Annotated in this window: 23 protein-coding genes; 17 read left to right on the forward strand and 6 right to left on the reverse strand. The window is 68.7% G+C overall.

What is annotated here, in order from left to right; translation table 11 throughout:
- Positions 1-20: 20 nt before the first annotated feature.
- Positions 21-1,211: an MFS transporter gene (locus ACGFI6_RS18710; RefSeq protein WP_393120054.1), complete on the reverse strand. Its 1,191-nt coding sequence runs from the start codon at positions 1,209-1,211 to the stop codon at positions 21-23.
- Positions 1,212-1,420: 209 nt separating this feature from the next.
- Here ACGFI6_RS18710 and ACGFI6_RS18715 point away from each other — a divergent pair, with 209 nt between their 5' ends.
- Both ACGFI6_RS18715 and ACGFI6_RS18720 read left to right on the forward strand, forming a co-directional pair.
- The gene (locus ACGFI6_RS18715) at positions 1,421-1,732 is read left to right on the forward strand and encodes an ArsR/SmtB family transcription factor (protein ID WP_393120056.1); all 312 of its coding nucleotides are present in this window, start codon (positions 1,421-1,423) and stop codon (positions 1,730-1,732) included.
- Between the two features lie 67 nt (positions 1,733-1,799).
- A complete protein-coding gene (locus ACGFI6_RS18720; protein WP_393120057.1) occupies positions 1,800-4,049 on the forward strand; it encodes a PQQ-binding-like beta-propeller repeat protein in 2,250 nt (749 codons plus the stop codon).
- Here the strand turns inward: ACGFI6_RS18720 and ACGFI6_RS18725 are convergent, their stop codons facing one another.
- Both ACGFI6_RS18725 and ACGFI6_RS18730 read right to left on the reverse strand, forming a co-directional pair.
- Complete coding sequence (locus ACGFI6_RS18725) at positions 4,050-4,880, reverse strand: class I SAM-dependent methyltransferase (protein ID WP_393120059.1); 831 nt, start codon at positions 4,878-4,880, stop codon at positions 4,050-4,052.
- Positions 4,877-5,500 carry a TetR family transcriptional regulator gene (locus ACGFI6_RS18730; protein WP_393120061.1) on the reverse strand — a complete coding sequence of 208 codons (624 nt, stop codon included), beginning with the start codon at positions 5,498-5,500 and terminating at the stop codon, positions 4,877-4,879. Before ACGFI6_RS18730 ends, ACGFI6_RS18725 begins: the two co-directional genes overlap by 4 nt.
- Positions 5,501-5,746: 246 nt before the next feature.
- Between ACGFI6_RS18730 and ACGFI6_RS18735 the strand changes: the two genes are divergently transcribed.
- Entirely contained in the window at positions 5,747-8,128 is a 2,382-nt protein-coding gene (locus ACGFI6_RS18735) for a hypothetical protein (RefSeq protein ID WP_393120063.1), read from the forward strand.
- Between the two features lie 283 nt (positions 8,129-8,411).
- Positions 8,412-9,599, forward strand: coding sequence for an elongation factor Tu (gene tuf / locus ACGFI6_RS18740; protein ID WP_393120065.1), 1,188 nt, complete (start codon positions 8,412-8,414; stop codon positions 9,597-9,599).
- A gap of 13 nt (positions 9,600-9,612) precedes the next feature.
- On the opposite strand, the gene ACGFI6_RS18745 is transcribed toward tuf, so the two are convergent.
- Both ACGFI6_RS18745 and ACGFI6_RS18750 read right to left on the reverse strand, forming a co-directional pair.
- Positions 9,613-9,879, reverse strand: a complete 267-nt coding sequence (locus tag ACGFI6_RS18745) for a DUF4031 domain-containing protein (RefSeq protein WP_393120067.1) — start codon at positions 9,877-9,879, stop codon at positions 9,613-9,615.
- Positions 9,876-10,580 (reverse strand): copper homeostasis protein CutC, encoded by a 705-nt coding sequence (locus ACGFI6_RS18750; RefSeq protein ID WP_393120069.1) that lies wholly within the window; start codon positions 10,578-10,580, stop codon positions 9,876-9,878. The genes ACGFI6_RS18745 and ACGFI6_RS18750 overlap by 4 nt, the downstream gene beginning before the upstream one ends.
- A gap of 239 nt (positions 10,581-10,819) precedes the next feature.
- On the opposite strand from ACGFI6_RS18750, the gene ACGFI6_RS18755 reads away from it, so the two are divergent.
- The 10 genes from ACGFI6_RS18755 to ACGFI6_RS18800 all read left to right on the forward strand — a co-directional run bounded on the left by ACGFI6_RS18755 (position 10,820) and on the right by ACGFI6_RS18800 (position 17,093).
- Positions 10,820-11,857: a LacI family DNA-binding transcriptional regulator gene (locus tag ACGFI6_RS18755; protein WP_393120070.1), complete on the forward strand. Its 1,038-nt coding sequence runs from the start codon at positions 10,820-10,822 to the stop codon at positions 11,855-11,857.
- Positions 11,858-11,927: 70 nt separating this feature from the next.
- A complete protein-coding gene (locus tag ACGFI6_RS18760; protein ID WP_393120072.1) occupies positions 11,928-12,146 on the forward strand; it encodes a hypothetical protein in 219 nt (72 codons plus the stop codon).
- Between the two features lie 126 nt (positions 12,147-12,272).
- Positions 12,273-12,617 carry a hypothetical protein gene (locus ACGFI6_RS18765; protein ID WP_393120074.1) on the forward strand — a complete coding sequence of 115 codons (345 nt, stop codon included), beginning with the start codon at positions 12,273-12,275 and terminating at the stop codon, positions 12,615-12,617.
- 57 nt (positions 12,618-12,674) lie between these two features.
- On the forward strand, positions 12,675-13,034 hold the full coding sequence (locus ACGFI6_RS18770; protein ID WP_393120076.1) for a hypothetical protein: 360 nt from the start codon (positions 12,675-12,677) through the stop codon (positions 13,032-13,034).
- Entirely contained in the window at positions 13,031-13,483 is a 453-nt protein-coding gene (locus ACGFI6_RS18775; protein ID WP_393120078.1) for a hypothetical protein, read from the forward strand. Before ACGFI6_RS18770 ends, ACGFI6_RS18775 begins: the two co-directional genes overlap by 4 nt.
- Positions 13,480-15,000: a multicopper oxidase family protein gene (locus ACGFI6_RS18780; RefSeq protein ID WP_393120080.1), complete on the forward strand. Its 1,521-nt coding sequence runs from the start codon at positions 13,480-13,482 to the stop codon at positions 14,998-15,000. Before ACGFI6_RS18775 ends, ACGFI6_RS18780 begins: the two co-directional genes overlap by 4 nt.
- Before the next feature lie 80 nt (positions 15,001-15,080).
- Positions 15,081-15,440 carry an ArsR/SmtB family transcription factor gene (locus tag ACGFI6_RS18785; protein WP_393120082.1) on the forward strand — a complete coding sequence of 120 codons (360 nt, stop codon included), beginning with the start codon at positions 15,081-15,083 and terminating at the stop codon, positions 15,438-15,440.
- Complete coding sequence (locus ACGFI6_RS18790; protein ID WP_393120084.1) at positions 15,437-15,904, forward strand: SRPBCC domain-containing protein; 468 nt, start codon at positions 15,437-15,439, stop codon at positions 15,902-15,904. Before ACGFI6_RS18785 ends, ACGFI6_RS18790 begins: the two co-directional genes overlap by 4 nt.
- Positions 15,901-16,500: a dihydrofolate reductase family protein gene (locus tag ACGFI6_RS18795; protein WP_393120085.1), complete on the forward strand. Its 600-nt coding sequence runs from the start codon at positions 15,901-15,903 to the stop codon at positions 16,498-16,500. The genes ACGFI6_RS18790 and ACGFI6_RS18795 overlap by 4 nt, the downstream gene beginning before the upstream one ends.
- Before the next feature lie 2 nt (positions 16,501-16,502).
- Entirely contained in the window at positions 16,503-17,093 is a 591-nt protein-coding gene (locus ACGFI6_RS18800; protein WP_393120087.1) for a dihydrofolate reductase family protein, read from the forward strand.
- Here the strand turns inward: ACGFI6_RS18800 and ACGFI6_RS18805 are convergent.
- On the reverse strand, positions 17,072-17,752 hold the full coding sequence (locus tag ACGFI6_RS18805) for an aminoacyl-tRNA hydrolase (RefSeq protein WP_393120089.1): 681 nt from the start codon (positions 17,750-17,752) through the stop codon (positions 17,072-17,074). The genes ACGFI6_RS18800 and ACGFI6_RS18805 overlap by 22 nt on opposite strands.
- A 59-nt stretch (positions 17,753-17,811) precedes the next feature.
- On the opposite strand from ACGFI6_RS18805, the gene ACGFI6_RS18810 reads away from it, so the two are divergent.
- The 3 genes from ACGFI6_RS18810 to ACGFI6_RS18820 all read left to right on the forward strand — a co-directional run bounded on the left by ACGFI6_RS18810 (position 17,812) and on the right by ACGFI6_RS18820 (position 20,407).
- Complete coding sequence (locus tag ACGFI6_RS18810) at positions 17,812-18,603, forward strand: thymidylate synthase (RefSeq protein WP_393120091.1); 792 nt, start codon at positions 17,812-17,814, stop codon at positions 18,601-18,603.
- Positions 18,600-19,055 carry a dihydrofolate reductase gene (locus ACGFI6_RS18815; protein WP_393120093.1) on the forward strand — a complete coding sequence of 152 codons (456 nt, stop codon included), beginning with the start codon at positions 18,600-18,602 and terminating at the stop codon, positions 19,053-19,055. The genes ACGFI6_RS18810 and ACGFI6_RS18815 overlap by 4 nt, the downstream gene beginning before the upstream one ends.
- 98 nt (positions 19,056-19,153) lie before the next feature.
- Positions 19,154-20,407, forward strand: coding sequence for a toxic anion resistance protein (locus ACGFI6_RS18820; RefSeq protein ID WP_393120095.1), 1,254 nt, complete (start codon positions 19,154-19,156; stop codon positions 20,405-20,407).
- Position 20,408: the final 1 nt, after the last annotated feature.

A 20,408-nucleotide genomic window follows, 5' to 3' on the forward strand; every position in this document is an offset into this window, starting at 1 on the left:
TGCCCTACTGGAGGTCCTTCTCAATCGGCGGCTGCCGTGACGTAGATGTCCTCCTCGCGCTCCAACTGCTCCACCCGCTGCAGAGACGGGTCGCGCCACAGCACGTAGACGAGACCGACCACCACCAGCGACAGTACGGACGCCAGCACCGGCAGATAGCCGACACCGACTGCCTGGATGACCACTCCGCCGACCACGGCGGACAGTCCGGCGCCCAGGTAGATCGCCGAGGCGTTCAGGGAGATCAGTAGGCCGCCTCCCAGCTCCATGAGCAGGTTCTGGATCGGCGGGTTGAACGCCCAGGTCAGCATGCCCCACACGACCAGAGCGGCTCCGGCACCGATCGTTGTGGTCAGTGTCAGGTCGAGCGTGGCCAGGACCGCGGTGATGCCGAGCATCAGGACGACCAGCGTGCGCAGGCTGCCGAACCGGTCGGTGACGCGACCACCGAGGAAGTTGCCGATCACCGCGCCCACGCCGTACAGCAGAAGCAGCAGGCTGGTGACGTTACCGCTCAGGCCAGCGGTGTGCTTGAGGAGCGGAACGATGTAGATGTACACGCTGAACGCGGCGAGTACGGCGAGCACTGTGATCGCCAGGATGATCTGCACGCGCCGGTCGGTAACCCCGGCGAAGCGTTCGCGCAGGCCGACCACAGGTGGTGCGTCAAGCTTCGGCAAGGCGGTGCGCTCGACGATGGCGACCAGTACGGCGACTGCGGTGATGAGTGCGAAGACGCCCTTGTAACCGAGCGTCGGGCCCAGCAACGTGCCAGCTGGTACGCCAAGGACGAGGGCGAACGTGAGACCACCGAACACGATCGCCACTGCCCTCCCGCGCTCTTCAGGTGGCAGCAGACTGGTGGCGAACAGTGTGGCGGCCGGGGTGTACACGGCGGCGCCGAAGGCCGCGACGACACGGCCGACGATCAGGATCGGGTAGTTGCCGGCCACGGCGGCGATCAGGTTGCCGAGCGCGGCCAGGACCAGAGCGGCGATCAGCAGAGTACGGCGCTCCCACCGGCCGGTCAGCGTGGACAGGATCGGCGCACCGATCGCGTACGACAGGGAGAACGCGGTGGCGAGCTGGCCCGCGGCGGTCAGCGAGACGTGCAGCTCGGAGCTGACGTCGGGCAGCACCCCGGACACGACGTACGCGCTGGTGCCGACCGCGAACGCGCCGGCGCCGAGCAGGTAGATCCGTGCGGACATCTAAGGGCCTTCCGGTGACGTGATCATTAGTTCGATCGTCATCGTACTACGAAGTTCATCGAACTTCGACAGGCGTCGTACTATGGACACATGGCTCTACTAAGGCCACGCCTCCGGCGCGGCGGGTCCCGGGGCTTCGACTCCCGGCCTTCCCTCGTCACTCCGGTCGCTTCGCTCCCTCCGCTCCTCAGTCCAGGCCGGGAGGCCCCGTGACCACGAAAGTCCTTCCGCAGCCGGACAGGGCAGAGATCCGCGTCGAGACCGTTCTGCAGGCGCTGGGCGAGCCGGTCCGGCTGACCATCGTCCGAGCCTTGTCCGACGCGCCGGCCGGGATCTGCTGCGGCGACCTCGAGCTCCCGGTCACCGCGTCCACCCGGGCGCACCACCTGAAGATGCTCCGCGAGGCCGGCGTGATCTCGACGCACACCGACGGCACCCGGCGGATCAGTCTGCTGCGCCGCGACGACCTCGAGGACCTCTATCCGGGCCTACTGACCGGGGTGCTGTCGGCGAAGCAGTAACCAACCGCAAGGTTGCGGTGGGGTGATCGAGGGCTGGTTGTAGAAGTGCGGCTGGCAGACTGAAGCGGTGGTGGATCTTCGGGCGCGCTGGGCTGAGCTGCTGCCCGGCTCTGCCCCGCTGGCCGACGACCTGGTCGCCAGGTACGTCGACCGCACCCGCCGGGCGTACCGCGACCAGTACCTGAACATCGTCCTCACCGCACTGGACTCACTGATCCAGCTGTCGACCGATCCCACCAGCGTCCGGCTGGCGGCCTGGTTCCACCGCGCGGTCCACGAGCCCGGCGGTACGCCACCCGAGGACGCCGAGGCGTCAGCCCAACTCGCCGAGCAGTTGCTCCCGCAGTACGGCGTCCCGTCCATCCGGATCGCCGAGGTCGCGCGGCTGATCCGTCTGACCGGCGACCTCGCCGCACCAGCCCCGGACTCCTACGCTCCACCCCGCCGAGACGCGAACGGTGACGTACTGCTCGACGCCGTCAACGCAATCCTCGCTTCCGACCCCACCCGGTACGCCGTCCACACGGCGGAGGTACGGCGGGACGCCGGCGAGCGGAAGGCTGCACTCGAGCACCGGTACGACGAAGTACGCGACCTGCTCGACGGACACCTGTACCGCACCCAACTGGCGCGGCAACGGCTCGGTCAGGTCGCACGCCTCAACCTGGAGTCGGAGCTCGCCGGTCTGGACAGCGAGTTGCCTGCCCCCTGGCGCGGCTGGCAACAGGCTGCACTAACAGCCACCGCCACATTCACCGCGATCGCCGCAGCTGTGGTCGCAATCGCTGCCTCTGGTGCGTCTTGGCAAACTCCTGCAGCGGAGGACGAGGTCGGCTGGCCAACTGTGGCACTGGCGGTCGTCTCGTTCTTCAGCGCACCTGTGCTGTTCAGATGCGCCCGCAGCGCCAGCCAGCGCGCCCGGCTGATCGCAGGCGCCGTACTGGCGATCGCTGTGACCGGGCTGCTCGTCGCGTGGGCGCAGGCACCACGTACCAACGTCGCCATCGGTGTAGGTCTCCGCGTCCCGCTGGTGATCTCCGCGCTGGTCCTGCTCCTGATAGCAAGCGCAGCTGCTCTCGTGGCCTCAATGCTCCGCACCCGGACCGCCCGCTTCCTCCCGGCGCGGAACCTCGGTCAGCAGCTCGCCTGGCTCGCAGTACCCGCGATTGTCGCTCTTGTCCTCCTCCTGATCGTCCAGCCGCTCTCACGCAACTACGTGCTCTCCTCCAACGAGCGCGTCGAGGGATCGGCACGTACGGCGGGCCGCGCCAGTCCCTCCGTACTGGACGGCGGAGTCGCCTGGGTCAGCGGCACCGTGCTGGGCACCGGCGCAGAGGAGGCGATCGGCACCCGGTACGGCGTCGCGATCCCCCGCCCGGACGGGGTGGTCGAGATGCTCGACGCGACCACCGGCGAGATGCGCTGGCGCTACAGCCGCTCCGACTCCGACGAGAAGCCGGTCATCACAGCAACCGGCAACGGCGAGTACGTACTGGCCTTGTTCGCTGACGTCGGCTACCTGCTCCTCGATGCGAACACGGGTCACCGTAAGGCTGCATGGCCCGGCCGCACCCGGGACAGGTTCGTCCTGCAGTCGCAGCCGCTCCTGACCGGTGAGCGCTCCGGCAAGCTGCACGGCGTCGACCCGAGCGGCCACGAGCGCTGGACGTACGAGTCAGGCGACTGCACCGACCTGGGAGCGATCGCCACCGCCGAGACGGTGCTGGCATTCGTCAGCCACACCTGTGACAACCGGCCCGACGAGCTGACCGCACTGGACGCCCAGTCGGGCAAGAAGCTCTGGACCAAGACCTCCACCGAAACCTACCGCCGTCCGGTCGAGGTCGCCGGTCTGGTCGTCGTGGCCGAGCCCGGTGGGGACTCCGACGTACCATCCGCGCTGACCGCGATCGAGCCGCGCACAGGCGACGTCCGCTGGCGCTGGGAAGTGCCCAAGAACTGGGCCTGCCGCACCCTGCTCAACGCGGCCGGGAAGTACCTGATCGTCGTCGACTGCCCTGGACCGAACACGCTGGAGAACCAGACGACGGTCGTCACGGCCATCGACGCCAACACTGGGCTGACCGCCTGGCAGACGCTCGCGCCGGTCAGCCCGCGGGTGAAGGTCACGGTGACCGCGGACGGCCGGGTGGTGTCCCTCGGCCGGGCAGCCACCGGCTGCGTCGCGAACGTGATCAGCCGGGCCGGCTTCCGCCAGGCCCGGCTGCCCACCGGGATCTCCTGCAGCCGTGATCCCCGGGCCGTCGGCAACCTCGTCCTCACCTCCGGCTCGAACACCCTGATCGCCCTGCGCTGACTAGAAGCTGTACTGCAGCACCACGTTCCCAAGCCGGGAGAACTTGGCGCTGTGGGCTGACAATCTGTTGGCCCAGCGCAGCCCGGCCGGGAACTGCTCGATCTCGGGCTCGCGGGTCATCAGGATCTCCCGGGCCAACTGGAGCTTCGGGTTCCAGGACTCGGGTGTCCGCGGGTCGTCGAACCCCTCGGACCGCATGATCGCCCGCACAGCCTTCCCCACCGGGGCGAACTTCGCCGCCTTCACCGCGAACGTCGAGTACCCGTTGAAGGCGATCTGGCCCCTCGGGAAGTGGTCGACGATCTGATTCAGGATCGCTCTCCACTCTGCCAACGGGAAGAACGCCAGCACCCCGTCCGCAACCACGACAGCCGGCCGGTCCGACGGAATCCCGTCCAGCCACCCGGGATCCGCGACGTCGGCGGCGAGGTTGTGCGTCCGCGGCAGTCCCGGGATCAGCTGCTCTCTCGCAGTGATCACCTCGGGCAGGTCCACGTCGTACCAGTCGGCCTCCGGCGACCGCTCGATCCGGTACGCCCTGGTATCCAGGCCGGCGCCGAGGTCGATGCCGATCGCGTCCGGGTGCTCGTCGATGAACCCCTGGGCGATCTGGTCCAGCTTCAGGGCGCGGTGGGCGATGTAGATCGCGCTGGACGAGCTGATCTTGAGCGCCCGGTAGTCGTAGTCGAGCGTCCGTACGAGCTCGTCCGCACGCTGGTCGCCGAGCACCGGGTGGTCCCGCCGGTTGTCCAGCGCCCGGCCGCAGAGGGTCAGCCAGAGGCTGCGCTCGACCTGGCTGAACGTCGGGAGGGTGCCGAGTGGTGTGGTCACGACTGCTTCATCTCCTCGGTGGCTGCGGCGGCGGCCCGCAGCACGGTGTCATCGGTGTACAGCCCGTACGTGTAGAGCTCGAGCATCGGCGCCGACATCCGGCGCAACACCTCAGGCCCGAACTCCTCCTGGCCGAGTGCCCGGGCCAGTGCGGGTGGCATCGTCAGCGTGGCCAGACCGATCAGTACGCCGCACACCGCGAGCGCCCGTGAGTCGGAGGTCGGGCGCATGGTCCCGGCCTCGACCCCGGCCTGGTGGACCGCCTCGGCGTCGTCGACGATTCGGTCCACGAACGCCTGCGCGATCGGCGAGTCGTCCGCGAGCGCATGGCTCATGTACCGGATCTGGACCCGGTACGCCTCGGGATCGGCGAGGTACTCCCGGAGCAGGTCCGGCGTACCGGCCGCACGGGCACGGCGGGCGAGGATCTCCAGCACGAACTCGTCGCAGGCCGCGCGCAGCCCGTCCTTGCTGCCGAAGTGGTGGATCACCAGCCCGGCACTGACCCCGGCCGCGGCCGCGATCGCCCGGACGTTGGTCTTCTGGAACCCGTCCCGGGCGAACAACTCGACCGCCGCGTTCCGGATCCGCGCGGCCGCCGTCAGATCGGCTGAACTCATGTTCAATACATTAAACACATGTTCAATCGCTGGCAAGTGCAGTGACTCCACGTAGCGGCCGGGTGCGGGTGTTGTCGCGACGACGCCGGAGTGTGACGTGCAGCGCAGTTCGCGGGGCGCGATTTGTGGCGAATCGCACCCCGTGGAGCGGTCAGGTGACGAGCCGATAACCCTTTGGCCACGGACCGATCCGGGAACCCCCGATCGGTCCTTCCAGGCGCCCAACGGGTGCGAGACTCCATAGCCATGGACCTGCGCGACCAGTGGAATCGCCTGCTGCCGCACGCGCAGCCGTTGGGCGACGACCTGCTGGCTCGTTACGCAGAGCAACATCGCCACTATCACAACCAGCAGCACCTGACCGAGGTGCTCGCGACGATCGACGAGCTGGCCGAGTACGCCGACAACGCGGACACCGTCCGGCTGGCGGCCTGGTTCCACGACGCGATCTACGACCCGCAGGCCGACCCGGGTGAGAACGAGGAGGTCTCGGCCCAGCTGGCCGAGCTCGAACTGGCGGCGTACGGCGTGCACGCCGACCGGGTCGCGGAGATCGGGCGGCTGGTCCGGCTGACCGCCAAGCACGACTGCGCCGAGGACGATCGCAACGGCGCCGTGCTCTGCGACGCGGACCTGCGGATCCTGAGCCTGCCGACGGCGCGGTACGACGAGTACGCCGCCGCGATCCGGCAGGAGTACGGGCACGTCGGCGACCGGGACTTCGCCCGCGGGCGGATGTCGTTCCTGCAGTCGCTGGACGAGACTCGGTTGTACGCGACCGCCAGAGGGCATGAGGAGTGGGAGCGACCGGCCCGGGACAATCTGACGCGGGAGGTCGGCTCCCTGGGCCCTAGGGCAGCCCGGCCGATCGGCGGGCTGATCCCGGTCATCTACTTCGGGGCCGCGCTCGGCGCGGTCGTCGCGTCCTCGGTCCTGCTGGGCCGGGGGCTCGGTGCGGCCGCCAAGTGGCCGGCCGACCCGTCCGAGGTCAGCGGTTTCCCGGTCTGGGCCCCCATTGCCGGTACGGCAGTAGCGGCCGCACTGACCTGTGCGTGGTTCCGCACGTCCAGCCGGCGGCTCGTGGCCGTACCGGCGATCGTCTTCGCGGCAGTCGGCCTGATCGCGATCGGGGTGTGCTGGTGGCGCTGGCCGGCCGCACAGCCCGGTGCTGCCATGTCGGAGCGCTGGCCGTACCTGCTGATCGCTTCGGTCGCACTCGTGCTCGCCGGCGCACTGCTGGCGCTGGCGCGGCGGCTGCGGCTCGCACCGCCGTACGCACAAGCTCCTCCACGCTGGCTGGGCGTCGGAGCGACGGCTGTCTGTGGAGCGCTGCTGGCGTGGGTCGTGGTCTCTGCCGGTGAGCCATTCGTCCAGGCGCGCCTGGAGACGGCCAACACGGTCAGTACGACCACCACGATCTCTCCGACCCAGCAGCCGGTGCAGCTCGACGGGACGCTGGCGTGGAGCCGTGAGGTCCCGGCAACGGGCGCCATCACCGGTACGGCGGGTGGGGTCGCGGAGCTGCGGTCGGACGGTGTCGTCATGTCGGACGCAGCCACTGGTCAGATCCGGTGGCGCTACTCGCGTGCCGACGTACAGGACGCTGCCGCCAGCGGCTCCCGGGGCCTGGTGGTGTCGGGGAACGGACAGATCCTCGCTGCGCACCTCCCCCGCGCCCAGGACCGCCAGCCCGCGGGCATCAAGCTCCCGACGTACGCCGTACTGAACGCAGTCACCGGGCAGGTGCTGACCGAGGTCGCCACCGACGGGACCGCGCTGGCGGTCGACGCGGATCAGCTGCTCGTGGCTGAAGGCAACAACGTCGTCTCGCACGGTGTGAGCAGTCCGACGCACTGGCGGGCACAGGTGCGTTGCAAGGTGACCCAGGGCGAGCTGGTCGCCGACCAGGCTGTCGTGGTCGACGCCTGCGCCGGTAACAGTGCCACCGTCCGCGGGCTGGATCTCAAGACCGGCGCCCAGAAGTGGGAGGTCGACCTGGGCGCTCGCATCGACCTGAGCGCCGAGCTGGAGCCGTCGACCTGGGTCGGCGAGCTGGTCACCGTACCGGACACCCGTGAGGTCTCTGGGCTGATCTGGACCGGTGCCGCCGGCGGCACGCTCTACCAGTGGTCCGTCGACACAGGTGCCGGCAACCTCATCTGGACGTCACCTGTGCCGGGGACACCACGCCCGCGGCTCGGCTCGTCCTCCTGCGACGCACAGCTGGCCGCCACGCACGCGTCCCTCGTACTGACCACCTGCCGGACCGGGAACGACCCAGGCCAGCCGCAGACGTACGACGTGTCGTCGTCGAGCCCAGCCGACGGTACGCCGCAGTGGCACCACCTGCTGCAGGTCCCTCCGCGGCTGCAGCACCCGGAGTACCCGCGGGACGGGTTCGGACTGCTGCCGGACGGACGGGTCGTCACGCTGATGCCACAGGCCGACGGCAGCTGCTCGCCCGTACTGATCGGCTCGACGGGGATCCAGCCGCGGCCGATCCTGGCCGGCTCGAACACCCAGACCGTCGCGAAGTCCGAAGCGGTCACCTGCAACCGGCCCGCGGTCACAGTGGCCGCTGCCCGCCCGATCTTCTCCGACGGCACGAGGCTCTTCGCACTGAACTGAACCCCCGGGAATTCTGTTGCCCCGGGCACGGTTGCTATCTACCGTGATCAACATGTTCCGCGTGGTTCTAGAGCTCGACCTGTCAGGCACCGGCCTGACGGGCGCTCCCACGTGGGCACCGTCAGTCGATTGCACCGGCGCTCGAAGCTGACCCTCCTCCTGCCTCGCAGGACCCGCGGAGGAGGGTGGCCCGAACCGGCCCCCTCTGCGCGGTGACAGCGCTGCGAGGGCTTGCCGGAGGGTCCTGGCTCACACCGAATCTTCTGACAGGCAAGGAAAACTCATGGCCAAGAGCCAGTTCGTGCGGACCAAGCCGCACCTCAACATCGGCACGATGGGTCACGTCGACCACGGCAAGACGACCCTGACCGCCGCCATCACCAAGGTGCTCGCCGAGCGCGACCCGAACGTGAACCGCTTCGTCGCCTTCGACGGCATCGACCGGGCCCCTGAGGAGCTGCAGCGCGGGATCACGATCAACATCTCGCACGTCGAGTACGAGACCGCCACCCGGCACTACGCGCACGTCGACATGCCCGGGCACGCCGACTACGTGAAGAACATGATCACCGGCGCCGCCCAGGTGGACGCCGCGATCCTGGTCGTGTCGGCACAGGACGGCGCCATGCCGCAGACGCGTGAGCACGTGCTGCTCGCGCACCGCGTCGGCGTGCCGTACCTGGTGGTCGCGCTGAACAAGGCGGACACCGTCGACGACCCGGAGCTGCTCGACCTGGTCGAGCTGGAGGTCCGTGAACTCCTGTCGGAGTACGGCTTCCCGGGCGACGAGGTGCCGGTCGTTCGCGTGTCCGGACTGAAGGCGCTGGAAGGCGACCCGCAGTGGACCGCCTCGATCGGCGAGCTGCTGGACGCGGTCGACAACTACGTGCCGGTGCCGGACCGTGAGCTCGGCGAGCCGTTCCTGATGCCGATCGAGGGTGTGCTCACCATCAGCGGCCGCGGGACGGTCGTCACGGGTGCCGTCGAGCGCGGTTCGCTGAAGCTCGGCGACCAGGTCGAGGTGGTCGGCCTCGGCCCGACGGTGGTCAGTACGGCGATCGGTCTGGAGACGTTCGGCAAGGCGCTGGAGTCCGCGGACGCGGGCGACAACGCGGCAGTACTGCTGCGTGGCGTGAAGCGCGACGAGGTCCGTCGCGGCCAGGTGGTGGCGCTGCCGGGCAGCGTGCGGCCGCACCGGAAGTTCCGGGCGAACCTGCACGCGCTGTCCACCGCCGAGGGTGGCCGGCACACGCCGTTCGCCGCGGACTACCGGCCGCAGTTCTACTTCCGGACCACAGACGTGTCCGGCGGGATCGACCTGGGTGAGATCGCCCTGGTGATGCCCGGCGACACGATCGAGCTCGGAGTGGAGCTGACGAAGCCGGTCGCGATGGACGTCGGCCTCGGCTTCGCCGTCCGCGAGGGCGGCCACACCGTAGCCGCCGGCACCGTGACCGAGCTGCTCGACTAGTACGGAACGGCCCTCAATTCGTTGAGGGCCGTTTCCTGTGTCTGAGGCCGCCTGCGATCAGCCGCTCCACCAGCTCGCGGCTGGAGACCGGTAGGGCGCCGGCGGCGACCAGGTCGTCGTAGCGGTCGCTGGGGACGTCGTAGTGGTCGCGGTCGAATCCGCGGGCGGGGATGCCGGCTGCCTTGGCGAACGCGTGCAGCTCCTCGTAGGACTCGTCGCTGACCAGGTGCGACCAGATCCGGTTCCAGGCCGGCCAGGCGGGTGGGTCGATGAGGATCATCCGCGGGCGTCCTGTGCATCCAGGAGGTTGCGCCACGAGCGGACGAAGCGCGAGTTCACGTACGCCTTCGTCCACGACCCGTCCTGGCGTACGGACGTACCGACGTGGAACCGGCGTACGCCGCTCTGGTACAGCCACGGCACGTGCTCCGGCTGCAGTCCACCGCCGGCCATCATCACGCCCGCCACGGACGCGTCCTGTTTCGCGAGCCTGCACAGGTCGTCCAGCCCGTGGCTGACTCCTATGGAGGAGCCCGCGGTCAGTACGCAGTCCAGCCCGGGCAGCGTGCGCAGTGCGCGCCACGCGGGCTGCTGCTCGAGGACGGCATCGATGGCGCGGTGGAACGTCCACGGCGTACCGGCGAACGTGCTGACCAGTTGGCTGACCGACTCGACGTCCACCTGGTTGTCGGGGGTCAGGAAGCCCAGTACGAACCCGTCCGCACCGGCGGACAGGAAGGACTGCGCCATCGCGGTCAGCCGGTTGAGGTCGGCGCCGTTGGCGGTGAACGAGTTCTCCAGGCGGAGCATCACCCGCAACGGCAGGTCGGTGACGCGGCGGATCGCGCTGACCGTCGACACCGACGGGCACAGTCCGTCGGCCTCCATCGAGGCGCACAGCTCCAGCCGGTCCGCCCCACCCTCCTGAGCCGCCTCCGCATCCGCCGGATGCAAAGCAATGATCTCCAGCAACGAACCCATGCACCACATCCTCTCGCACCCGCCGCCTGCATCGCCCGCCCGCGCCGAAGCCGTACCGAAGGACGGGTAGTGGTAGCGGATCCGGCGGCCTCGCCGGCCGCTCTCCGCGGGGACCTGGCGCCGGCGGTCCACCACTACCCGTTCTTCGGTACGCGACAAATGGGGTTGCAGTCTCCGGAAGGCTTCTGTATCGTTTTTCTAGAACGATTTAGAAGAACGATACAGAAGAGGTGGGCGAGATGGCGGGCGTGACGCTGAAGACCGTGGCGAAGGCCGTGGGTGTGTCACCGTCGACGGTCTCGAACGCCTACAACAAGCCGGACCAGCTCTCCAGCGCGCTGCGCGAGCGGATCCTGGCCACCGCCCAGGAGCTCGGGTACGCCGGCCCGGACGCCTCCGCCCGCGCACTGCGGAGCGGCAAGGCCGGCGCGGTCGGGGTGCTGTTCACCGACAAGCTGGCCTACGCCTTCTCGGACCCGTACGCGGTCGGCTTCCTGGCCGGGCTCGCGGAGGTCGCCGAGGAGTTCTCGACCAGCCTGCTGCTGATGCCGCTCAGCTCGACCGACATCGCGGGCGGCAGCAACGCCGTCCAGCAGGCGGCGATCGACGCGGCGGCGATCTTCTGCGTCCCGGGCGGACACCCGGCGCTGGAGATCCTCGCGAACCGCGGGATCCCCGCGGTGTCGACCGACCGCGGCGACCATCCGGACCTGTCCTGGGTGGCGATCGACGAGGTCGAGGCGGCCGCACAGCTGGGCGAGCACCTGGCCCGGCTCGGTCATCGCGAGGTCGTCGTACTGGTGGACAACGCGCAGGCAGCCGGCGGCCGGCCGGTAGAGCTGACGCTCGACGAGGTCGGGTACACCGACTGCGAGCTGCGGATCCAGGGCCTGCAGAAGGCGATGCCGGACGCCCGGCTGCGCATCGTCTCGGGCGGCCACAACGCGATCGCGTCCGGGCTGCGCGGCGCGGAGTACGTGCTCGACTCGCAGGATCGGCCGACCGCGATCGTCGGCCTGAGTGACGTCCAGGCGCTCGGTGCGCTGGAGGCGATGAAGGTCCGGGGCCTGACCCCGGGTCGCGATCTGTCGGTGGCCGGCTTCGACGACATCCCGGCCGCCGCGGCCGCCGGGCTGACGACGGTCCGGCAGCCGATCAAGGACAAGGGACGCGCGGTCGGCCGGATCCTGCTGGACCCGGCCGCGACCGAGCGCCAGCTAATGATGCCGACGCAGCTGATCGTCCGCTCGAGCAGCGGACCGGCGCCCCGGCACTGACAACCACACACACTTCCCTGGGCCCGTCCGGGTCCCGGGGCGATCGATCACGCTCTCAGGAGGGAGCATCATGACGTACTTCATTGCCGGTAACACCGCGGTCGACAACGCCCGCGCCCTCAGCCAATCGGCCCTCCCGAACGCTCCCCAGCAGCCGTACGAAGAGCCCGCACCGCGCTTCGACGTCCGCGCCCGCATCGCCGCCGTACTAAGAGCCGCCGCGGAACGCGAGTCGCGCCTGGCCAACCGCATAGACCCCACCCCCACCTGCCCCACCCCCGCAACCTGACCCACCCGACACGAGTGGATATCCGTCCGCGTGATGGGTTCTCCGGTGGTACACCGGCGGAGAACCCACAGCGGCAGTGGATATCCGTCCTTGTTTTGTCGGTGGGGTCTGGCACTCTGAAGGGCGATGAATGAGCCAGGGGTGTTGCTGACCGCGCGGGCGATGGTGCTGCACGACCTCGCCGCGCGGGGCTTGGACGATGCGGTGATGGTGTCGTTGCTCGAGGACGCCGTCGCCGGACGGCAATGGTGGCTGGACCAGTGGCCGGACGGGGCGGAGCACATCGCCGGCCTGGTCGCACAGGACGTCCAGGACCGGCTGGTCGACTCCGGCGTCCGCTGGCCGCGCTGCACCGCGTGCGACGACCTGCACGATCACGAGCTCCGCATCGAGCCGGAGCTCGGCCCCGACCCGCACTGGGTCTGCGAACGCGCCGGCATCTCCGTGGCACCCCTGGGAGGCCTGACCTGACCCTCGGGGACATACCTGGTTGATCTACATGTAGGCAGACTACTATTGTCTGTCTACATGAAGGTCATCTACGTACTCCGGGCGGCGGCCTGCCTGCATGCGGTCCTGATCTGCCTGCAGCCGATCTTCGCGGGGATCTACCTGAACGGGTCGCCCGAAGGTCTGCGGATGCACGAGCCGACCGGGCACGTGCTCGTCTACCTGGGTCTCGCACAGTTGCTGACGGCAATCATCTGGTGGCGCACCGGCGGCCGCTGGATCGCGCCGGTCGTGAGTCTGCTGATCGTCACCGGCGAGGTCTTCCAGGTCATCGTTGGCTACAGCCGGCAACTCGCGATCCACATCCCGCTCGGCATCACGCTGGTGGCGAGCACGATCGCCTTCGCGTTCTGGGTCACCCGGAGGGCGGTCGCATGATCACGCTCGAACCGGCAACCAAGGTCCGTCGCCCCCGCATCACCCTGCAGGTCCTGCGCGGCACGCTCGTGCTGCACGCGATCCTGATCATCGTCCAGCCGATCGCGGCCGGCTACTTCCTGTCCGGCAATGTCGACGCGATGAACGACATCCACGCGACCGTCGGCAGCACGGTCTGGATGATCGCGCTCCTGCAGACCGTCGCCGCCGCCTGCTACACGCTCGGCGGCCGCGGTCGTATCTGGCCGGCCGTACTGTCCGCGGTCCTGGTCGTCGCGGAGTTCGTCCAACTGACGTTCGGCTACCTGCAGAACCTCGCCGTCCACATCCCACTCGGTACGGCCATCGTCATCACCGTGATCTGGATGACGGTCTGGTCGCTCCGTCCCACCGCACGGCTGAGCCGCCGCGAGGCTCTGCAACAACGTCGCCAGGAGGCGAAGCGATGAAGATGTCCCGCCGTGGATTCCTGGCCGTTGCCGGAGGCACCGGTGTCGCCCTGACCCTGACCAGCTGCGGCGAGGAGGCACAGCCCGCGCAAGCCGGAGAACTCCTGCGCAGCAAGGCGAAACTCCCCGCACCGTTCCAGGTACCGCTCCCGATCCCGCCGGTGAAGAAGCCGCTCCGGTCGGACGCGACGACCGACTACTACCGGGTCGTGCAGCGCCGCGCGCGGCTGGAGATCCTGCCCGGCCTCAAGACCGAGGTCATGGGGTACGACGGCCTGTTCCCCGGCCCCACTTTCGACGTACGCAGCGGACGCACCACCGTGGTCGAGCAGGTCAACGACCTCGACGCGCCGACCGTTGTCCACCTGCACGGCGGCCACACGCCCGCACCCAGCGACGGCTGGCCGCTCGACATGATCATGCCCGCGAGCGGCGGGCACGCGGGCCACGAGATGATGCCCGGCGGCAACATGACGACCGGCAAGCGCACGTACACGTACCCGAACCAGCAGCGCGCCGCGACCCTCTGGTACCACGACCACACGATGGACTACACCGCCCCGCAGGTGTATCGCGGACTGTTCGGCGCGTACATCGTCCGCGACGACGAAGAGGACAAACTCCCGCTGCCGAAGGGCGATCGGGAGATCCCGCTGGTGATCGCGGACCGCGCCTTCGACGAGGACGGCTCGTTCCTGTATCCGCTCGCGAAGGACGGTCACGGGGTCGAGCAGAAGTACATGGAGGGTGTGATCGCGGACGTCACGCTCGTCAACGGAGCGCCTTGGCCGGTGCACGAGGTGGACGCGGTCCGGTACCGCTTCCGCATCCTCAACGCCAGCAACGCCCGCCGGTACGAGCTCGCCTTCGACAAGGGCCCCGCGAAGTTCGTACAGATCGGCAGCGACGGCGGACTGCTCGACAAGCCGGTCGACCACGCGACCGTGGTGATCGCGCCGGCCGAACGGTTCGACGTGATCGTGGACTTCTCGCAGTACCAGCCTGGCGACGAGGTCACGGTCGTCAACAAGCTCGACGGCGACGCGAACGTGATGCGGTTCCGGATCGCCCGCAAGGCCGCCGACGACACGCGCATCCCGGACACGCTCTCGACGTACGCGGTGACGCCGCGGCCCAGCGGGGTCGTACGGCGGGAGTGGCGCTTCCGTCGTGGTGACGCAGGAGGGCACAAGGGCTGGACGATCAACGGGAAGGCGTTCGACCCCGAGGTGATGCAGGCGCAGGTGATGCTCGGCCAGTACGAGATCTGGACGTTCGTGACCGATGTCCACCATCCCGTGCACGTCCACCTCGCGCCATTCCAGGTGCTGACCCGAGGCGGGAAGGCCAAGGTGGCGGAGTTCGACCACGGCTGGAAGGACACCGTGGACATCCGGCCGGCCGAGGTGGTCGAGGTGCTCGTGCACTTCACCGACCACAAGGGCAAGTACCTGATCCACTGCCACAACCTCGAGCACGAGGACATGGCGATGATGGCGGCCTTCGAGACGCTCTGATTCCTGCACAGCTCTTGACGGCGGCGGCAGCCCGTTCCTATAGTCAACACATCGGTTGATCAAGGGAATGGTTGATAAAGATGGCGATTGACGACGCTCAGCTCGACCGGGCGTTCTCGAGCCTGGCCGATCCGGTCCGGCGGGCGATGATCGCGCGCCTGTCGCGCGGTCCGGCCACGGTGAACGAACTGGCCGCGCTGTTCCCGATCACCAAGCAGGCGGTGTCGCGGCACATCCAGGTGCTCGAGGCCGCCGGGCTGATCACCCGGACCCGGGACGGCCAGCGCCGCCCGTGCCACCTGGTGCCGGCCGCTCTCGAAGCGCTGACGAGCTGGATCGACGAGTACCGGCTCCAGACCGAGCGCCGCTTCCGCCGGATGGAAGCACTGCTGAACAGCGCGCAGGTACCCAAGCCAGACAAAGAGGAGCAGGAATCATGACTGGAACCGTCATCAACACCCCGGCCGGCACCCCGTTCGTGGAGGTCACCCGGGAGTTCGCCGCGACGCCGGCGCAGTTGTTCAAGATCATGACCGATCGCGACCTGGTCGCGGAGTGGCTCGGCCCGCGGGACCTGGACGCGACCGTCGAGGAGTACGACGTCCGTCCCGGCGGGAAGTACCGCTACATCCACAGCGACAAGTCCGGTCAGTACGCGTTCCGCGGCGTCTTCCACGCCGTCGAGCAGGACAAGCTCGTCATCCAGACCTTCGAGTGGGAGGGTGCGCCGGGCGAGGTCTGCCTGGAGAAGATGACGCTGGAGCCGACCGAGAACGGCGTCCGGCTGCACCAGCAGTCGGTGTTCCCGTCCGTCGAGGCCCGCGACCAGTCGGTCGAGCACGGGATGGAGTACGGCATCAAGGACTCGATGGACCGTCTCGCCGAACTGGTGGCGAAGTCATGAGCCAGGTAGTGGTGGACATCTCGATCTCGCTGGACGGCTATGTCACCGGGCCCAACGCCGGCGTCGGCAACGGGCTCGGCGACGACGGCATGCCGGTGCACGACTGGGCCTTCCACGGCACCGACGCGGACCGCGAGGTACTGGACGCCGCGTTCAACGCCACCGGAGCGGTTGTCCAGGGCCGGAACCTCTTCGACGTCATCGATGGGCCGGGCGGGTGGAGCGACGAGCTCGGGTACGGCGCGAAGCCGACCGGCGAGATCAATCCGCCGATCTTCGTCGTCACCCACACGCCGCCTGAGAAGACCCGGCTGGGCGACCGGTTCCACTTCGTCGGCAGCCCGGCGGAAGCAGTCAGCCGGGCACTGGAAGTTGCCGAGGGCAAGGACGTGGTCGTGATGGGCGGCGGTCAGATCTGCCATGCTGTGCTCGCCGAGGGTCTGGCCGACGTACTGCGGTTGCACATGGCGCCCGTCGTACTGGGCGATGGAACGCCGCTGTTCCCGCCCGGGCCGTCCGCCGGCGTCACCGTGGAGCTCGTCGCTGCGGTCTCCACTCCTGCCGCGCAACATCTCACCTACCGGGTGGTGAAATAGCAATGGGCAACGTCGTCGTCGCGGCCGCGGTGTCGCTGGACGGGTTCGTCGCGGACACCGAGGACCAGGTCGGCCCGCTGTTCGACTGGTACGGCAACGGGCCGGTCGAGGTGTACGGAACCGACCATGGCCGGCCGTTTCAGGTCAGCGCGGCCAGTGCGGAGTACATGAAGTCCACCTGGCCGCGGATCCGCTCGTGCATCATCGGGCGGCATCTCTTCGACCTCACGAACGGCTGGGGCGGCGTACCAGCGGTGGGTGACCGCGTCTTCGTCGTCACCCACGAGCCGCCCACGGACTGGCCGTTCCCCGACGCACCGTTCACGTTCGTCAGCGGAGTCGAGGAAGCGATCGCCCAGGCCAAGGCGCACGCGGGTGACGGCGACGTCACCATCACCGGCGGCAACATCACCGGCCAGGCGATCGCCGCGGGCCTGGTGGACGAGATCGCGTACAGCCTCGTCCCGGTCGTCTTCGGTAGCGGTGTGCGCTTCTTCGGCGACTACCTCGGCCCCGAGGTCCTGCTCGACAACCCGCGTGTCGTCGAGGGCGATCGCGTCACGCACCTGCACTACCGCGTCAGCAAGGGGTGATGCGCGATCACTGTGCGGGAGCCGGGGGCGACCTCGGTGAAGCCGGCGTCTTGAACTACGGGGAGTCCGCTGCTCAGTAGGCGGGTCCACTGCGCCTTTTCCGCCGTACGTACGGCCAGGGCGAATCCGGACGCCTCCCACTCCTTCCGGGCGGCGTCAGGGAGCTCCCACCAGGTCAGCTGGGCGGCGTGGCCGCACTGTGCCATGGCCTTGCCGCTGGACATTTCCAGCGTTGGGTTGAGCCAGAGGACGGGGACTCCGGGCTCGACAGGTGGCAGGTCGTCGGCGTCTTCGAAGTCGGTGCCGCTGACCTGGAGCTTGAAGAGTTCCGGCGGTACGTCGTCGACCGGCGTCGGCGGAAACACCCGTACCTCAGCCGCCGCAGCGTCCGCGCCGCCTCCGGTGCCGGTTCCAGCGACGGTGATGCCGGGGAGTCCTTCGGTACGGCGCCACTCGGCTCCACGGGCGCGCTTGGTGATCTTGCGGATCCGGTTGTCCTGCCAGGCGCTCATCGCCTCGGCCCACTCACCCTCGCCGTACGAGCGCTCGTCGGCCAGGATCGCCAGCACCGCCCGCGCCGCCGTCTCCAAGGCGTCGGTCTGCGCCGGCCGCGCGCTCTTCTCGACCCGAACCACCAGCGTCAGCACGTACTCGTCCACCCCGCGAGTCTGGCATGGTGCAACAGGGCAACAAGGCAACAGGTTGGTAAGTTGGCCTCATGCAGCAGTACCTGGATCTTCTGAGGCATGTGCTGGACAACGGGGTGGAGAAGGGGGACCGGACCGGGACCGGCACGCTGAGTGTGTTCGGGTACCAGTCGCGGTACGACCTTCGCCAGGGCTTCCCGGCGGTGACGACGAAGAAGCTGCATCTGCGGTCGGTGATCGGGGAGCTGATCTGGTTCCTCAGCGGCTCCAGCAACATCAAGTGGCTGCACGAGAACAACATCTCGATCTGGGACGAGTGGGCCGACGAGAACGGCGACCTCGGCCCGGTGTACGGCTACCAATGGCGGTCCTGGCCGACGCCGGACGGCCGGCACGTCGACCAGATCGCGAAGCTGATCGACGCGATCAAGACCAACCCGGACTCCCGCCGGCACATCGTCAGCGCGTGGAACGTGGCCGACGTCGACGACATGGCGTTGCCGCCGTGCCACACGATGTTCCAGTTCTACGTCGCGGACGGCCGGCTGTCCTGCCAGCTGTACCAGCGCTCGGCCGACATCTTCCTGGGCGTGCCGTTCAACATCGCGTCGTACGCGCTGCTCACCCACATGGTCGCGCAGCAGACCGGCCTCGAGGTCGGTGACTTCGTGCACACGCTCGGCGACGCCCACCTGTACCTGAACCACCTGGACCAGGCCCGCCTGCAACTCACCCGCGAACCACGCCCGCTGCCGACGTTGCAGCTCGCGCAACGCGACTCGATCGACGGCTACGAGATCGCCGACGTCGAGCTGATCGGCTATGACCCGCACCCCGGGATCAAGGCGCCCATCGCGGTATGACCATTGTTCTGATCGCAGCGGTCGGCCGGAACGGCGTGATCGGGCGGGACAACGACCTGCCCTGGCGGATCCGCGAAGACCTGCAGCACTTCAAGCAACTCACGCTCGGCCACACGCTCGTGATGGGCCGCAAGACGTACGACTCGATCGGCCGTCCGCTCCCGGGCCGCCGCACCGTCGTCGTCACCCGCAACGCCGACTGGTCCGCGCCCGGCGTCGAGGTCGCCCACTCCGTCGAGGAAGCCCTGAAGTACGACGGCACCCTGTACGTCGCCGGCGGCGGCGAGATCTACCGCCAGGCCCTCCCGCACGCCACCACCCTCGAACTCACCGAGGTCGCCCAGTCCCCCGAAGGCGACGTCACGTTCCCAGCTATCAACCAGGACCACTGGACCGAGACAGCCCGCGAACCCCACAACGGCTTCTCCTTCGTTAGTTTCCAGCGCAGCTAACAACGAGTAGGCAACAGGCGCCCCCGTGGGGACCTGGAACCGACTAGATTGGGCGCGCGTCACGGGAGTACCAGGGGCGTCTTCCGGAGGGGAACACGATGACTGAAGCCGACAACACCGCTGCCGCGCAGGCTGCTGCCGCGGCGCCGCTGCAGCCGCCGACGGCCACCGCGCCGGGATTGATACTGACCGCGCCACCGCCGTCACAGCCGGTGGCCGAGACCGCCGCGCCGAGTATGGCGCCGGCTGTCGACCCGGCCGCGCTGCCGGGGCTGGACAGCAAGGTGGACGCGTTCCTGACCGGGCTGATGGCGGCCGAGCCGCGGTCGCCGGAGTTCGCGGCCAAGGCGACCGACGTCCGCAGCATGGGCGACGTCGACATCCGCGCCGCGGCCGAAAGCTCGAACCGGCTGCTGCAGTCGCCGGTCCGCGCATTGCAGGAAGGCGGCCTGTCGGAGGGCTCGACGGTCGGCAAGACCCTGCTCGAGCTGCGGCGGACGGTCGAGGACCTGGACCCCAAGGAAGCGACCGGGGTCAAGAAGCTCCTCGGGATGATCCCGTTCGGGGACAAGATCGAGGACTACTTCCGCAAGTACCAGACCGCGCAGAGTCACCTCGAGGGCATCCTGCACAGCCTGCGCAACGGCCAGGACGAGCTCGGCAAGGACAACGCCGCGCTGAACCTGGAGAAGCAGCAGCTCTGGGACGCGATGACCCGGCTGAACCAGTACGTGTACGTCGCCGAACGCCTGGACGCGCGACTGTCCGCGGCGATCGCGGAGCTGGACGCGACGAACCCGGAGAAGGCGAAGGCGTTCCGCGAGGACGTGCTGTTCTACGTCCGGCAGAAGCACCAGGACCTGCTCACCCAGCTGGCCGTGTCGATCCAGAACTACCTGGCCATCGACATCGTGATCAAGAACAACATCGAGCTGATCAAGGGTGTCGACCGCGCGTCGACCACCACGGTGTCGGCCTTGCGTACGGCGGTCATCGTCGCGCAGGCGCTCGGCAACCAGAAGCTGGTGCTCGACCAGATCACCGCGCTGAACAGCACCACCAGCGGGATGATCGAGCGCACCTCGCAGATGCTCAAGGACAACTCGGTCGCGATCCAGCAGCAGGCCGCGTCGGCGACGATCGGGCTGCCGCAACTGCAGGCCGCGTTCGCGAACATCTACGCGACGATGGACGCGATCGACACGTTCAAGGGCGAGGCGCTGGACAACATGGCCGCGACGATCGGGACGCTGGAGACCGAGGTCACCAAGTCGCGGACGTACCTGGACCGGGTTGCGCAGCAGAACCAGCAGGTCGTGCACGGCAGCCTCGACCTGAACCTCGGTCGCTGAT

This window comes from Kribbella sp. NPDC048928 (assembly GCF_043197975.1).
Taxonomy (GTDB): Bacteria; Actinomycetota; Actinomycetes; order Propionibacteriales; family Kribbellaceae; genus Kribbella.

Coding starts and splice junctions, on each gene's coding strand:
- ACGFI6_RS18710 (WP_393120054.1), bottom strand. CDS start 1,211: ATGTCCGCACGGATCTACCTGCTCGGCGCCGGCGCGTTCGCGGTCGGC.
- tuf (WP_393120065.1), top strand. CDS start 8,412: ATGGCCAAGAGCCAGTTCGTGCGGACCAAGCCGCACCTCAACATCGGC.
- ACGFI6_RS18765 (WP_393120074.1), top strand. CDS start 12,273: ATGAATGAGCCAGGGGTGTTGCTGACCGCGCGGGCGATGGTGCTGCAC.
- ACGFI6_RS18730 (WP_393120061.1), bottom strand. CDS start 5,500: ATGAGTTCAGCCGATCTGACGGCGGCCGCGCGGATCCGGAACGCGGCG.
- ACGFI6_RS18815 (WP_393120093.1), top strand. CDS start 18,600: ATGACCATTGTTCTGATCGCAGCGGTCGGCCGGAACGGCGTGATCGGG.
- ACGFI6_RS18790 (WP_393120084.1), top strand. CDS start 15,437: ATGACTGGAACCGTCATCAACACCCCGGCCGGCACCCCGTTCGTGGAG.
- ACGFI6_RS18755 (WP_393120070.1), top strand. CDS start 10,820: ATGGCGGGCGTGACGCTGAAGACCGTGGCGAAGGCCGTGGGTGTGTCA.
- ACGFI6_RS18810 (WP_393120091.1), top strand. CDS start 17,812: ATGCAGCAGTACCTGGATCTTCTGAGGCATGTGCTGGACAACGGGGTG.
- ACGFI6_RS18735 (WP_393120063.1), top strand. CDS start 5,747: ATGGACCTGCGCGACCAGTGGAATCGCCTGCTGCCGCACGCGCAGCCG.
- ACGFI6_RS18785 (WP_393120082.1), top strand. CDS start 15,081: ATGGCGATTGACGACGCTCAGCTCGACCGGGCGTTCTCGAGCCTGGCC.
- ACGFI6_RS18820 (WP_393120095.1), top strand. CDS start 19,154: ATGACTGAAGCCGACAACACCGCTGCCGCGCAGGCTGCTGCCGCGGCG.
- ACGFI6_RS18780 (WP_393120080.1), top strand. CDS start 13,480: ATGAAGATGTCCCGCCGTGGATTCCTGGCCGTTGCCGGAGGCACCGGT.
- ACGFI6_RS18770 (WP_393120076.1), top strand. CDS start 12,675: ATGAAGGTCATCTACGTACTCCGGGCGGCGGCCTGCCTGCATGCGGTC.
- ACGFI6_RS18745 (WP_393120067.1), bottom strand. CDS start 9,879: ATGATCCTCATCGACCCACCCGCCTGGCCGGCCTGGAACCGGATCTGG.
- ACGFI6_RS18760 (WP_393120072.1), top strand. CDS start 11,928: ATGACGTACTTCATTGCCGGTAACACCGCGGTCGACAACGCCCGCGCC.
- ACGFI6_RS18800 (WP_393120087.1), top strand. CDS start 16,503: ATGGGCAACGTCGTCGTCGCGGCCGCGGTGTCGCTGGACGGGTTCGTC.
- ACGFI6_RS18750 (WP_393120069.1), bottom strand. CDS start 10,580: ATGGGTTCGTTGCTGGAGATCATTGCTTTGCATCCGGCGGATGCGGAG.
- ACGFI6_RS18795 (WP_393120085.1), top strand. CDS start 15,901: ATGAGCCAGGTAGTGGTGGACATCTCGATCTCGCTGGACGGCTATGTC.
- ACGFI6_RS18775 (WP_393120078.1), top strand. CDS start 13,031: ATGATCACGCTCGAACCGGCAACCAAGGTCCGTCGCCCCCGCATCACC.